This is a genomic window from Bradyrhizobium sp. CCGUVB14 (assembly GCF_024199935.1).
GTDB lineage: Bacteria > Pseudomonadota > Alphaproteobacteria > Rhizobiales > Xanthobacteraceae > Bradyrhizobium.
This window is the reverse complement of record NZ_JANADS010000001.1, coordinates 4676548-4688819: the sequence shown is the minus strand read 5'-3', so window position 1 is coordinate 4688819 and position 12272 is coordinate 4676548. Positions and strand designations below refer to the sequence as shown.

Here is a 12272-nt window from a genome sequence, read left to right as displayed (position 1 = left end):
GCGATGCGATCCTTCACCCTCATCGATTTCGTCTCGCTGTTTTCGGCCCTGCGCTGGACCGTCGCGCTGGTCGCACTCGCGCTCACGTTCGGTGCGCCGTTGGCGCTCGGCCTCGCGCTCGGGCGCATCAGCCGCTTCAACGGCCTGCGCTGGACGATGGCGGCGCTGATCCAGGTGATCCAGAGCGTGCCGCTGCTCGGGCTGTTGTTCTTCTTCTATTTCGGCATGCCGGTTTTCCTCGGCATCCAGGTGCCCGCGATCGTCGCGGTCACCGTCGCCTACACGCTCTACACCGCCGCCTTCCTCGGCGAGATCTGGCGCGGCGGCCTCGAGGCGGTGAAGCAGGCGCAATGGGAGGCCGGTGCCTGCCTCGGCCTCTCCGCCTGGCAGCAGTTCCGCCACATCATCGCGCCGCAGGCGCTGCGGCTGTCGCTGCCGCCGACCGTCGGTTTCCTGGTGCAGCTGATCAAGGGCACCTCGCTCGCCTCGATCGTCGGCTTCGTCGAGCTTGCCCGCGCCGGACAAGTGGTGAGCGCGGCGACGTTCCAGCCGCTGCTCACCTACGCGCTCGTCGCCGCGATCTACTTTGCGCTGTGCCTGCCGCTCACGCTCTGGTCCCGCTCCTTGGAGGCCCGCCTCGATGGCTCTCGTTGAAATCCGCGACGTGCACAAGACATTCGGCAAGGTCGAGGTGCTCAAGGGCGTCTCGCTCGATGTCGAGGAAGGCGAGATCGTCACGATCATCGGCCGCTCGGGCTCGGGCAAGTCGACGCTGCTCCGCTGCATCAACGCACTGGAGAGCGTCGATTCCGGCGAGATCCGCGTCGAGGGCGAGAGGGTCCACGCCAAAATGCCCGACCTGAAGAAGTTTCGTCAGCGCGTCGGCATTGTGTTCCAGGCCTTCAACCTGTTTCCGCATCTGAAGGTCGAGCGCAACATCACGCTCGCCCCACTGCTCACCGGCCGCACCGACAAAGCGAAAGCACGTGCGCTGGCGCAGGACGTGCTGACCCGCGTCGGCCTCGCCGACAAGATCGACGCCTGGCCCGAGCAGCTCTCCGGCGGCCAGCAGCAGCGCGTCGCGATCGCACGCTGCCTCGCCATGGCCCCTCACCTCATGTTGTTCGACGAGGTGACCTCCGCGCTCGACCCCGAGCTTGTCGGTGAAGTCTTGAAGGTGATGGAGGCGATGGCCAGGCAAGGCATGACCATGATCCTGGTCACGCATGAGATGGGCTTTGCCCGCAACGTCGCCAACCGCATCGTCTTCATGCACCAGGGCCGCGTCTGGGAACAGGGACCGCCGGCAAAACTGTTCGCCAACCCCGAGACATCAGAGCTCGCAAGCTTCATCGCCTCGTCGAAATGAACATCAACCCATCCGCCACCAGGAGACCGTCATGAGACCACTGAAGTCCCTCTTTGCGATCGCAGCCACGGCTCTCGCCGTTCTCGCGGTACCGACCCTAGCGCAAGCCGACAAGCTCCAGGACGTACTCGGCTCCGGCAAGCTCCGCGTCGGCATCCTCACCGATGCCGCCCCCTGGGGCTTCAAGGACGATAAGGGCGAGATCGCGGGCCTCGACGCCGACCTCGCGCGGCTGATTGCCGCCGACATGGGCGTGAAGCTCGAACTGGTCCCGGTGACGGGCGCGGCACGCATCCCGAGCCTGCTCTCGGACAAGATCGACATCCTGATCGCGGGCCTCGGCGCCACGCCCGAGCGCGCCCAGCAGGTGATGTTCTCGCAGCCCTATGCGGTGGTGAATCTCGGCGTCTATGGTGCCAAGTCGATTCCGGCCGCCACCGGCAAGAAGCCCGACAATCTGGAGGGGCGCACCGTCGCGGTCGCCAAGGGCACGACGCTCGACGTCTGGCTCACCGACAACGCGCCCAAGGTCAAGCTGGTGCGCTTCGAGGACACGCCGGCCGCGCTCGCCGCGTTCCTCGCGGGACAAGCCGATACCTTCGCCGAGAACAGCGCCATCGCGATCAAGGTGCAGGAGCAGAACCCGACCAAGGAGGTCGAGCTGAAATTCCTGATCCGTCAGTCGCCAGCCCATGTCGGCGTCCGTCAGGGCGAGCAGAACCTGCTCAACTGGATCAACACCGACATCTTCACCAACAAGCTCAGCGGCAAGCTCGGCGCGCTGCAACTGAAGTGGTTCAAGGAAGAACAGACGCTGCCGACGCTGTAAGAACGCAACGGCTCCCGCGGTGTGCGCGGGGGCCGCTTTCACGAGGAGAATTCGAAATGATCAAACGTTATGTCGTCGGCTCGCGCATGAGCCAGGCTGTCGCCGCCGGCGGCATGGTGCACATCGCAGGTCAAGTCGCGGATGACCGCAAGGCAGGCATCGTGTCGCAGACCCAGCAGGTGCTCGCCAAGATCGACGCGCTGCTGAAGGAAGCCGGCACCGACCGCTCCAGGCTGATCGCGGTCAACGTCTTTCTGCCGCACATCATCGACTTCGACTCCATGAACTCGGTCTACGATTCCTGGATCGATCCAGCCAATCCGCCGGCGCGCGCCTGCGTCGAGGCCCGCCTCGCCGATCCCGATTTGCGCGTCGAGATGACCGCGGTCGCCCTGCTCTGAACGGCACTTCTCTCAACCTTCGGCCGGCGTCGGCGACGGCGCGGCCCTGAGGCCTCCCATGCATACCGGACTTTTCCACGAGATCGATTTCGAGAAGGACCAGAAATGGTCCGGCCATCTCGGCATTCCCTTCTCGATCGATCGCTCTCCCTACTACCAGCTCAAGATCCCGATCTTCCGGATCAAGAACGGCGCCGGCCCGAAACTGCTGCTGATGGCCGGCAATCACGGCGACGAGTACGAGGGCGAGATCACGCTGACACGGCTGTATCGCCGGCTCGATGCGAAAGCCATCAAGGGCGAGATCACCATTCTTCCGTTTGCCAATTGGCCTGCGGTCATGGCGGCGCGGCGGCGCTCGCCGCTCGACGAGGGCAATCTCAACCGCGCCTTCCCAGGCGATGCCGCGGGCACGCCGACGTTCCGGCTTGCCCACTTCCTCGAGCACGAGCTCTTTCCGCGTCACCAATTCGTCTTCGACATCCATTCCGGCGGCACGTCGATGACGCACGTGCCTTGCGCGTTGATCGAGCGGCAGGGACCGCCCGAGATGTTCGCCCACGCGCTGCGGCTGATGGAAGGGCTCGGCATGCCCTTCGCCTTCGTCGCCGAGAACGGCGCGGCCGCACCGACTTCGATGGCCGCAGCCGCGCGCGCCGGCGCGATCGGGCTGTCGGGTGAATTCGGCGGCGGCGGCACTGTCACGCCGCAGACGATGGCGCTGACTGCGCGCGCCGTCGATCGCCTGCTGCTCGCGCTCGGCCTGGTTCAGGCGCCGGTATTGGGACCTCACGCGCCGGTCGAACGCGCCACCGAATTGCTGGCGCTGCAAAGCCACGCGCAGGCCGTGTTCGCGACACGCCGCGGCTGGTTCGAGCCGGCCGTCACGGTCGGCGCACGGGTCAAGGCGGGTGACATCGCCGGCTGGTATCATGATTTCGAGCGACCGGAGCTGGCGGAAGAGGTGCTCCGCTTCCCTGCCGACGGCATCGTGATCTCGCAGCGCCTGCACACCGACAGCCAGAGCGGCGACTGCCTGGTCCAGGTCGGCCGCGCGCTATCGCGCGACGAGGTGGCGCGCTGAGCTTTGGAGAGCCACCGACTTCGACTAACTTCGGGAATCGATGACCGATCCGGCAAAGCCGACCTATGACGATGTGGTGCGCATTCCGGCGCCGCCCGGCCGCAGCAATGCGACCGGACGGCCGCCGCGCATCGAGGAGGTGGCGGAGCGCGCCGGCGTGTCGCCGATCACGGTGTCGCGGGTGCTGCGCCATCCCGAAAAGGTCAATCGCGACACCCGCGAGCGCATCCTCGAAGTGATCGAGGCGACCGGCTACGCCTCCAACCCGCATGCGCGCGCGCTGCGCTCAGGCCGATCGAACGTGGTCGTGGCCTTTGTCTCGAACATTCTGAGCCAGCAGTTCGGCCTCGCGGTCCGCAGCCTCGCCGCCACGCTCGAGCCGGAGGGCTTTGAGGTGCTGGTCGGCCAGACCTCCTACTCCTATGCCAAGGAGGTCGCGATGATCCAGTCGCTGCGCGGCATCCGGCCTGCGGCGGTGATGTTCACGGGCGTGATCGAGCTCGAGGAGAATCGCGCCGCGTTGCTCGAGCTCGGCATTCCCGTGATCGAGACCTGGGCCTATCCGCGCGATCCCATCGACATGCTGGTCGGCCTGCCGAATGCGGATGCCGGCGCGATGGCAGCGCGTCGCCTGGCTGATGCCGGACATCGCCGCGTCGCCTTCATCGGTCGCACCAGCGGCCGCGGCGCGCTTCGCCGCGATGGATTTCGCGCGGCCGCAGCCGGGCTTGGGCTCGAGATCGTCCACGAGATCGGCGTCGGCGAGATCACGGGCCTCGTCGACGGCCGCGCGGCCTTCACCACCCTGCTCGACCGCGGCGACCGCATCGATGCCGTGTTCTGCGCCAACGACCTGCTGGCGACCGGCGCACTGATCGAGGCTCGCGGCCGCGGCCTGTCGGTGCCACGCGATCTCGCCGTGCTCGGCTTCGGCGACAACGACGTTGCCGACCAGATCACGCCCGGCCTCACGACGATCTCGTTCGATGCCGCGGCGGTCGGGCGTATTGCGGGAGAACTGCTTCTGGCGCGCCTGTCCGGCACGCCACTCGCTGCGCAGCGGCTCGCCGTCGATCTGTTCCTGGTCGAGCGCGGCAGCGTCTGATTCAGGCGACGCTCTTGAGGTCCTGCTGGATCGCAGCGAGCAGGGATTCCAGCGCGGCACTGCTGACCGGCCTGGCCTCAGCCATCTCGGGCTGAGCCTTGGCAGGCTGGACATGAGCGGACTGCGCCGCCTTGACCGGACGCTTCGGGAATGGTGGCGGCGCCGGCATCGGGGCCTGCGTGAACGCAGCCTCGTCCTCGCTGTGCACGAACTTGCCATGGATGACATCGTCATGGCGGCCCATGACATACATGGCCACCCAATAGCCGGCAGCCAAAAGGATTACGCAGAAAATACCAATCTCTAACATCGCAACACCCTAAATATGCGCGATGATTCAATGCCTTCGCCCGGACGTCAATGAACCCTCGGTCACACATACGGGTTTTTGCGGGCAAGTGTTGCTAATTGGTAACGCTTTGTTAACCACCGGTGTCAGGGGGTGTGACACCGGTGCAACTACGAGACGCTCCAGGCCGACAGGAGGCGCTCCAGGCCCCTCTGTTAGGCCTTATCTGGCCCGACCCGGACCAGCTGCTTGCCGAAATTGGCGCCCTTCAGCAGCCCGATGAAGGCGCCCGGGGCGCTCTCCAGACCCTCGGTGACGAACTCCTTGTACTTCACCTTGCCGTCGCGGACCCAGCCGGACATGTCGCGCAGGAAGTCGCCATGGCGCGAGGCGAAGTCGGAGACGATGAAGCCGCGGAAGGTAAGCCGCTTGGTCAGCGTTGCGCGCATCAGGCTTGCGGCCCATTTCGGCGGCTTCGACTCCGTATCATTGTAATGGGCGATCAGGCCGCACACCGGCACGCGCGCGAATTGATTGAGCAGCGGGAAGACCGCCTCGAACACCGCGCCGCCGACATTCTCGAAATAGACGTCGATCCCCTTCGGGCAGGCGTCCTTCAGCTTCGCGGCGAGATCAGGATCACGGTGATCGATGCAGGCATCGAAACCGAGCTCCTTCACCACGTAGTCGCACTTGTCCTTACCGCCGGCAATACCGACCGCGCGTGCGCCCTTGATCTTCGCGATCTGCCCCACGGCCGAGCCGACGGCGCCGGAAGCGCCGGCGACGACGACGGTCTCGCCTTGTTGCGGCTTGCCGATGTCGAGCAGACCCGTATAGGCGGTCATGCCGGGCATGCCGAGCACACCGATCGAGGTCGAAATCGGACCGAGCTTGGGATCGACCTTGATGAGACCTTTGCCGTTCGAGATCGCGTGCGTCTGCCAGCCCGAGCGGATGCGCACGATGTCGCCTTTTGCGAAATCAGGATTGTTGGAGGCAGCGACCTCGCTGACCGCCTCGCCCTCCATCACGCCACCGACCGGCACCGGCGCAGCATAGGACGGCCCCTCGCTCATGCGGCCGCGCATATAGGGATCGAGCGACAGCCAGACCGTGCGCAGCAGCACCTCGCCCGCACCCGGCGTCGGCACTGCGAATTCCTCCAGGCGAAAATCGGATGATTTGGGCTCACCGACGGGACGCGCGGCGAGAACAATGCGTTTGCCTTGAGACATGATGGCTTCCTCCGTTTTGTCTTTCGACGCGGACGGAAGCGGAGGGATTGAGGCGCGTCAATACAAAAGCGGTGGAGCCGCGCACTCGCTGTCGTCGCCCGACCCCGTAGAATTTTATGTGCCGGATTAAGGCCGCGATCAGCTCACCAGTTTAGGCTGTACCAGGGAGATCGCTTCGCCTCTGCCGGGCACCGCGATAGGCAAATGACAATTGGACAGGGAATGGCATCGCTGAGGCAGCAGATCGGGCAAATGGGTCTCGCGGCCCCGAAGAGCACGGCATGGAAAGTAACGGCCGCCCTGGCTTCCTTGCCGATCCTCATCTTTGTGATCGGCCCCGTGCTCACTGCGTGGCTCTCGGACGCCCCTCCTAATTTTCGTGAAGCGGTCCACTATCTTGCAGGTTTCGTGCTGATCCTCTCGCCAACATGGATCGCACTCTTTCTCAATCATCCCTGTGTCTTGTTTATATTCCTGTTGAATTTCCTTGCCTTCATAACGTCCCTGCTCTGCCTGGCCGGCATACCCGTCAACAGCTGGGTCGGCCTCGACGGCCAAGCGTGGTGGTCGATCCTGGGGACGCCAGTCGCGCTTATCTGGTCGTTGAACAACAGCAAAAGACCGGACGCGGCGGCGCTGGATCACTCCGCGCCGCCGATCGCATCGCTGACAACGATCAGCACATGACCTTGGGTCGCGCGAACTAACCGCCACCCGGATAGTTCGGGGCTTCGCGGGTAATCGTCACGTCGTGGACGTGGCTTTCGCGCAGGCCCGCGCCGGTGATGCGGACGAAGTTCGCTTTCTCGTGCAGCTCCTTCATGTCCTTTGCGCCGACATAGCCCATTGCGGCACGGAGGCCACCGGCGAGCTGGTGCATGACGTTGCCGACCGGGCCCTTGTAGGGCACCTGGCCCTCGATGCCTTCAGGGACGAGCTTGAGCGCGTCCTTGATGTCCTGCTGGAAGTAGCGGTCGGCAGATCCCCGCGCCATCGCGCCGACCGAGCCCATGCCGCGATAGGCCTTGTAGGAACGGCCCTGCCACAAGAAGACTTCGCCGGGGGTCTCGTCGGTGCCGGCGAGCAGCGAGCCGACCATCGCGATGTCAGCACCGGCGGCGAGCGCCTTGGCGAGATCGCCGGAGAACTTGATGCCGCCGTCGGCGATGACGGGGATGTCCGACTTTTTGGCAGCCTCCACCGCATCCATGATCGCGGTGAGCTGCGGCACGCCGACGCCGGCGACGATGCGCGTGGTGCAGATCGAGCCCGGGCCGATGCCGACCTTGATGCAATCCGCGCCCGCATCGATCAGCGCCTGCGTCCCCTCTGCGGTCGCGACGTTGCCGGCGACGACCTGCACGGAGTTGGAGAGACGCTTGATGCGATTGACGGCGTGCAACACGTGGCGGGAGTGGCCGTGCGCGGTGTCGACGACGACGAGGTCGACACCGGCATCGATCAGCCGCTCGGTGCGCTCGAAGCCGGTGTCACCGACGGTGGTGGCCGCGGCAACGCGCAGGCGCCCCTGCGCGTCCTTGCAGGCGAGCGGATGGGCGACCGCCTTCTCCATGTCCTTCACGGTGATCAGGCCGACGCAGCGATATTGCTCATCGACCACGAGCAGCTTCTCGATCCGGTGCTGGTGCAGCATCCGGCGCGCCTCGTCCTGGCTGACATTCTCGCGCACCGTGACGAGCTTCTCATGCGTCATCAGCTCGGAGACTTTTTGCCGGCGGTCGGTGGCAAACCGCACGTCGCGGTTGGTGAGGATGCCGACCAGCTTGCCTGGCGTGTTCTTGCCGGCGCCGGTGACGACGGGAATGCCGGAGATGCCGTGATCGCTCATCAGCTTGAGCGCTTCGTCAAGCGTGGCCTCGGGGCTGATGGTGAGCGGGTTCACCACCATGCCCGACTCGTAGCGCTTGACCTGCCGCACCTGGGCAGCCTGCCCTTCGGGATCGAAATTGCGGTGGATGACGCCGAGGCCGCCGGCCTGCGCCATGGCGATCGCCATGCGGGCCTCGGTGACGGTGTCCATGGCGGAGGCCATGATCGGGATGTTGAGCGGAATGGCGCGGGTGACGCGGGAGCGGATGTCGACTTCGCCCGGCATGACGTCCGACAGGCCCGGCCTCAACAGCACGTCGTCGAACGTAAAGGCTTCGCGAATGCCTTGTTGTACCGTGGCCATGTGCCAACTCCTTCCGCGGCCGTGCCGCAAATAAGTATGGATGAGCGCCGCCCTCGGCGTGCCTTGCGGCATCGCCGGAGAATCGGAGCCCATCGGTGGGGTTGACGCGGGTCGATAGCACGGCCGCGCGACGAATCAAAGTAAATCGGACCGCTGGCCAGCCATGCACAGGCTTTTTACGTAAATTCGGCGGGGATAGCCCGGCCGCGGCCCACCCTCCGTCATTCCGGGGGGCACGACGAAGGCGCGAGCCCCGGAATGACGGAGGAAGGAGCGCAGGATTTAGGTGCTATGCGTTGATCCGCAATGGTCCCGGCCGCGCGGCGGTGATAAGCCGCAAGTCCACCCATTCTTCTGATTTTCATTAACAATCCGTCATGGTCGACAAGCAACGCATCATCCCGCTGATCGTGGCCACTGCGCTCTTCATGGAGAACATGGACTCCACGGTGATCGCCACCTCGCTGCCGGCGATCGCGGCCGATATCGGCTCCAGCCCGCTGACGCTGAAGCTCGCGATCACGTCCTACCTCCTGTCGCTCGCGGTGTTCATCCCGGCGAGCGGCTGGACCGCCGACAGGTTCGGCGCGCGTCTGGTGTTCGCGATCGCGGTCGGCGTGTTCATGGTCGGCTCGGTCGGCTGCGCGCTCTCGACCTCGGTCACCGACTTCGTGTTCGCGCGCATCCTCCAGGGCATGGGCGGCGCGATGATGACGCCGGTCGGGCGTCTCGTGCTGCTGCGCTCTGTCGACAAGAGCGCGCTGGTCAACGCGATGGCCTGGGTGACGGTCCCTGCCTTGATCGGTCCGGTGATCGGCCCGCCGCTCGGCGGCTTCATCACCACCTACGCCTCATGGCACTGGATCTTCCTGATCAACATTCCGATCGGGTTGCTCGGCATCTTCATGGCGCTGAAGTTCATCGATCCGATCAAGAGCGAGAATCGCGAGCCGTTCGATCTCTACGGCATGGTGCTGGCGGGCATCGGGCTTGCCGGCATCGCGTTCGGCCTGTCGGTGGCCGGCCTCAACCTGCTGCCCTGGAGCATCGTGGCGGCCCTGGTCGCGGGCGGCGCGATCTCGATGACGCTCTACGTCATCCATGCCCGGCGGACGGGATCGCCGGTGCTGGACTTTTCGCTGCTGAACCTGCCAACGCTGCGCGCGGCCGTGCTCGGCGGTTTCCTGTTCCGGCTCGGCATCGGCGCCCTGCCCTTCCTCCTGCCGCTGTTGATGCAGATCGGCTTTGGGCTGTCGCCATTCCATTCCGGCCTCGTCACCTTCGGCTCCTCGCTCGGCGCGATGGGCATGAAGACGCTGGCCGCGCGGATCATCCGCACCTTCGGTTTCCGCAACCTGATGACGGTGAACGCCATCATCAGCGCATTCTTCCTCGGCGTCTGCGCGCTGTTCACGGTGACGACGCCGCTGCTGATCATCCTGGTGATCCTGGTGGTCGGCGGCTTCTTCCGTTCGCTCGAGTTCACCGCGATCAACACGGTCGCCTATGCCGACGTCGAGAGCGCGCAGATGAGCCGCGCCACGACGCTGGTCAGCGTCAACCAGCAACTCGCGGTCTCCGCCGGCGTCGCGGTCGGTGCCGCCTCGGTCGAGACCACGATGTGGCTCAGCCATGTCAGCGAGCTCAACGCCACCGTGTTCGCGCCGGCCTTCATCGTGGTGGGGCTGACCTCGGCGGTCTCGAGCTGGTTCTTCTGGCAGATGCCCGCCGATGCCGGCCACGAGATCTCGGGCCGCAAGGCGGTGGAGATCGCAAGCCGCAAGGGCGCAGCCAAGAGCGCGGCGACCGCCGCCGTCAAGGTCGCGACGGAAGACACGCAGGACATGCGGGATCAGCGGCTGGGCTAGTCCCTCCCGTCATTGCGAGCGCAGCGAAGCAATCCAGAATCCTTCCGCGGGAGCAGACTGGATTGCTTCGTCGCTTCGCTCCTCGCAATGACGGAGAAGTATGCGTCTACGCTTTCGCCTCGCCCCGAAATCCGGTCGCGAGCACGTAGCGCTCCGAGGAATCCTGACGGCTCGCCGCGGGCTTCACGTGACGTACCGTCGCAAAGTCGCGCTTGAGCTGGGCGAGCAGATCGGCGTCAGCGCCGCTCTGGAACGTCTTGGCCAGGAACGTGCCGCCCGGCTTGAGCACGTCGCAGGCAAACGCCGCCGCCGTCTCGACCAGGCCGACGATGCGGAGCTGGTCGGTCTTGCGGTGGCCTGTGGTGTTGGCGGCCATGTCGGACATCACGATATCGGCGCCGCCACCCAGCATCGTGGTCAGCTTGTTGGGTGCGTCGTTGTCCATGAAATCGAGCTGCGCGAAGTCGACACCGGGGATCTCCGGCATCTCCAGGAGGTCGATCGCGACGACCTTGCCCTTGCCGTCGACCGAGCCGACGCGCTTGGCCGCGATCTGGCTCCAGCCGCCGGGCGCCGCGCCGAGATCGACCACGGCCATGCCGGGCTTCAACAGGCGAAACTTGTCGTCGATCTCGAGCAGCTTGAACGCGGCGCGCGAGCGATAGCCCGCCGCCTTGGCCTTGGCGACATAGGGATCGTTGAGCTGCCGCTCCAGCCAGAGCTTTGACGACAATTTGCGCTTGCCGCCGGTCTTGACCTGGACGTGCAAGCGGCCGGTGGTGTCTTTCGCCATCTCACCAGCTCCTGAGCGCGCCGTCCTCGCGCATCATCTCGACCAGCATGCCCTCGCGCAGGCCACGGTCGGCGACGCGCAGGCGCGGCAGCGGGAAAGAACGGCGGATCGCATCGAGGATGGCGCAGCCGGCCAGCACCAGATCGGCGCGCTCGACGCTGATGCAATTGTTGTTGGCGCGATCCTCGTAGCTCATGCCGAGCAGCTTGTTGATGGTCGCGGTGATGTCGGTATCGTTCATCCAGATACTGTCGATGCGGCGGCGGTCGTAACGCGCGAGATTGAGATGGATGCCGGCGAGCGTGGTCACGGTGCCTGAGGTGCCGAGCAGATGCATGTCGGCGAGATCGCGGCCATGTTGTTCCGCGAACGGCGCGACATGGTTAGCGACCTCCTGCTCCATCGCAGCATAAATCTCCGGCGTCACGTCGCGGCCGCCGAACTGCTCGGCCAGCGTCACGACGCCCAACGGGATCGACATCCAGGCCTTGATGCGCGGCTCCGGATTGGCGGGATCGCGCTCGATCCGCACCAGCTCGGTCGAGCCGCCGCCGATATCGAACAGGATGGCACCGCGTCCCTTCGGATCGACCAGCGGCGAGCAGCCGAGCATGGCGAGCGAGGCTTCGGTCTCGCGGTCGATGACCTCGAGCTCGATGCCTGTCTCGGCCGCGACGCGACTGCGGAAACCTTCCGCGTTCGAGGCCGCGCGGCAGGCTTCGGTGGCGATCAGCCGCAGCCGCTTGGCCTTGCGCAGGTTGATCTTGTCCCGGCAGATACTGAGCGCGGCGATGGCGCGATCGATCGCGGCCTCGCTGATCGAGCCGGTCGCCGAGACGCCCTCGCCGAGCCGGATGATGCGCGAGAAGGAATCGACCACGCGAAAGCCGTCGTGGGTCGGACAGGCGATCAGAAGCCTGCAATTGTTGGTGCCGAGGTCCAGCGCCGCGTAGACGCCGGTTCCCGCTTGCGCGGGGACGGCCGGTTCGGGGGCCAACGCCACCGCCGCCATCGACCCCTCGAGCTCACCGTGCGGCCCATGGCCGTCGCGGAGCCGCGTGTGGTCATTCATACAAACTGTCTTTCCGCGGCCGGTCGGGCC

The 12272-nt window shown here is 65.6% G+C and carries 13 protein-coding genes; 8 read left to right on the top strand and 5 right to left on the bottom strand.

All coding sequences use genetic code 11. The features are described from left to right. Positions 1–3: 3 nt before the first annotated feature. From NLM32_RS21525 to NLM32_RS21500, 6 genes are read left to right on the top strand one after another with little or no spacing between them, the layout of a single operon-like run. Positions 4–654 (top strand): amino acid ABC transporter permease, encoded by a 651-nt coding sequence (locus NLM32_RS21525; protein ID WP_254130896.1) that lies wholly within the window; start codon positions 4–6, stop codon positions 652–654. After that, complete coding sequence (locus tag NLM32_RS21520) at positions 641–1369, top strand: amino acid ABC transporter ATP-binding protein (protein WP_254130895.1); 729 nt, start codon at positions 641–643, stop codon at positions 1367–1369. The genes NLM32_RS21525 and NLM32_RS21520 overlap by 14 nt, the downstream gene beginning before the upstream one ends. A 31-nt stretch (positions 1370–1400) precedes the next feature. Then, positions 1401–2198, top strand: a complete 798-nt coding sequence (locus NLM32_RS21515) for a transporter substrate-binding domain-containing protein (RefSeq protein WP_254130894.1) — start codon at positions 1401–1403, stop codon at positions 2196–2198. 56 nt (positions 2199–2254) lie between these two features. Further along, positions 2255–2599 carry a RidA family protein gene (locus NLM32_RS21510; protein ID WP_254130893.1) on the top strand — a complete coding sequence of 115 codons (345 nt, stop codon included), beginning with the start codon at positions 2255–2257 and terminating at the stop codon, positions 2597–2599. A gap of 58 nt (positions 2600–2657) precedes the next feature. Continuing rightward, a complete protein-coding gene (locus NLM32_RS21505) occupies positions 2658–3683 on the top strand; it encodes a succinylglutamate desuccinylase/aspartoacylase family protein (RefSeq protein ID WP_254130892.1) in 1026 nt (341 codons plus the stop codon). Between the two features lie 40 nt (positions 3684–3723). Further along, a complete protein-coding gene (locus NLM32_RS21500) occupies positions 3724–4788 on the top strand; it encodes a LacI family DNA-binding transcriptional regulator (RefSeq protein WP_254130891.1) in 1065 nt (354 codons plus the stop codon). Between the two features lies 1 nt (position 4789). Here NLM32_RS21500 and NLM32_RS21495 read toward each other — a convergent pair whose 3' ends face one another. Together NLM32_RS21495 and NLM32_RS21490 are read right to left on the bottom strand one after the other, a co-directional pair. Beyond that, positions 4790–5098 carry a hypothetical protein gene (locus NLM32_RS21495; protein WP_254130890.1) on the bottom strand — a complete coding sequence of 103 codons (309 nt, stop codon included), beginning with the start codon at positions 5096–5098 and terminating at the stop codon, positions 4790–4792. Positions 5099–5292: 194 nt separating this feature from the next. After that, positions 5293–6315, bottom strand: coding sequence for an NADP-dependent oxidoreductase (locus NLM32_RS21490; RefSeq protein ID WP_254130889.1), 1023 nt, complete (start codon positions 6313–6315; stop codon positions 5293–5295). 204 nt (positions 6316–6519) lie between these two features. Here NLM32_RS21490 and NLM32_RS21485 point away from each other — a divergent pair, with 204 nt between their 5' ends. Beyond that, positions 6520–7002 (top strand): hypothetical protein, encoded by a 483-nt coding sequence (locus tag NLM32_RS21485; protein WP_254130888.1) that lies wholly within the window; start codon positions 6520–6522, stop codon positions 7000–7002. Positions 7003–7018: 16 nt separating this feature from the next. On the opposite strand, the gene guaB is transcribed toward NLM32_RS21485, so the two are convergent. Further along, the gene (gene guaB / locus NLM32_RS21480; protein WP_254130887.1) at positions 7019–8509 is read right to left on the bottom strand and encodes an IMP dehydrogenase; all 1491 of its coding nucleotides are present in this window, start codon (positions 8507–8509) and stop codon (positions 7019–7021) included. Between the two features lie 377 nt (positions 8510–8886). Between guaB and NLM32_RS21475 the strand changes: the two genes are divergently transcribed. After that, complete coding sequence (locus tag NLM32_RS21475) at positions 8887–10377, top strand: MFS transporter (protein WP_254130886.1); 1491 nt, start codon at positions 8887–8889, stop codon at positions 10375–10377. Positions 10378–10483: 106 nt separating this feature from the next. Here NLM32_RS21475 and NLM32_RS21470 read toward each other — a convergent pair whose 3' ends face one another. Both NLM32_RS21470 and NLM32_RS21465 read right to left on the bottom strand, forming a co-directional pair. After that, the gene (locus NLM32_RS21470; protein ID WP_254130885.1) at positions 10484–11170 is read right to left on the bottom strand and encodes an RlmE family RNA methyltransferase; all 687 of its coding nucleotides are present in this window, start codon (positions 11168–11170) and stop codon (positions 10484–10486) included. A 1-nt stretch (position 11171) separates the two neighbouring features. Then, positions 11172–12242 (bottom strand): Ppx/GppA phosphatase family protein, encoded by a 1071-nt coding sequence (locus NLM32_RS21465; protein ID WP_254130884.1) that lies wholly within the window; start codon positions 12240–12242, stop codon positions 11172–11174. Between the last annotated feature and the right edge of the window lie 30 nt (positions 12243–12272).

Coding starts and splice junctions, on each gene's coding strand:
- NLM32_RS21505 (WP_254130892.1), top strand. CDS start 2,658: ATGCATACCGGACTTTTCCACGAGATCGATTTCGAGAAGGACCAGAAA.
- NLM32_RS21525 (WP_254130896.1), top strand. CDS start 4: ATGCGATCCTTCACCCTCATCGATTTCGTCTCGCTGTTTTCGGCCCTG.
- guaB (WP_254130887.1), bottom strand. CDS start 8,509: ATGGCCACGGTACAACAAGGCATTCGCGAAGCCTTTACGTTCGACGAC.
- NLM32_RS21500 (WP_254130891.1), top strand. CDS start 3,724: ATGACCGATCCGGCAAAGCCGACCTATGACGATGTGGTGCGCATTCCG.
- NLM32_RS21485 (WP_254130888.1), top strand. CDS start 6,520: ATGACAATTGGACAGGGAATGGCATCGCTGAGGCAGCAGATCGGGCAA.
- NLM32_RS21470 (WP_254130885.1), bottom strand. CDS start 11,170: ATGGCGAAAGACACCACCGGCCGCTTGCACGTCCAGGTCAAGACCGGC.
- NLM32_RS21495 (WP_254130890.1), bottom strand. CDS start 5,098: ATGTTAGAGATTGGTATTTTCTGCGTAATCCTTTTGGCTGCCGGCTAT.
- NLM32_RS21520 (WP_254130895.1), top strand. CDS start 641: ATGGCTCTCGTTGAAATCCGCGACGTGCACAAGACATTCGGCAAGGTC.
- NLM32_RS21490 (WP_254130889.1), bottom strand. CDS start 6,315: ATGTCTCAAGGCAAACGCATTGTTCTCGCCGCGCGTCCCGTCGGTGAG.
- NLM32_RS21465 (WP_254130884.1), bottom strand. CDS start 12,242: ATGAATGACCACACGCGGCTCCGCGACGGCCATGGGCCGCACGGTGAG.
- NLM32_RS21475 (WP_254130886.1), top strand. CDS start 8,887: ATGGTCGACAAGCAACGCATCATCCCGCTGATCGTGGCCACTGCGCTC.
- NLM32_RS21515 (WP_254130894.1), top strand. CDS start 1,401: ATGAGACCACTGAAGTCCCTCTTTGCGATCGCAGCCACGGCTCTCGCC.
- NLM32_RS21510 (WP_254130893.1), top strand. CDS start 2,255: ATGATCAAACGTTATGTCGTCGGCTCGCGCATGAGCCAGGCTGTCGCC.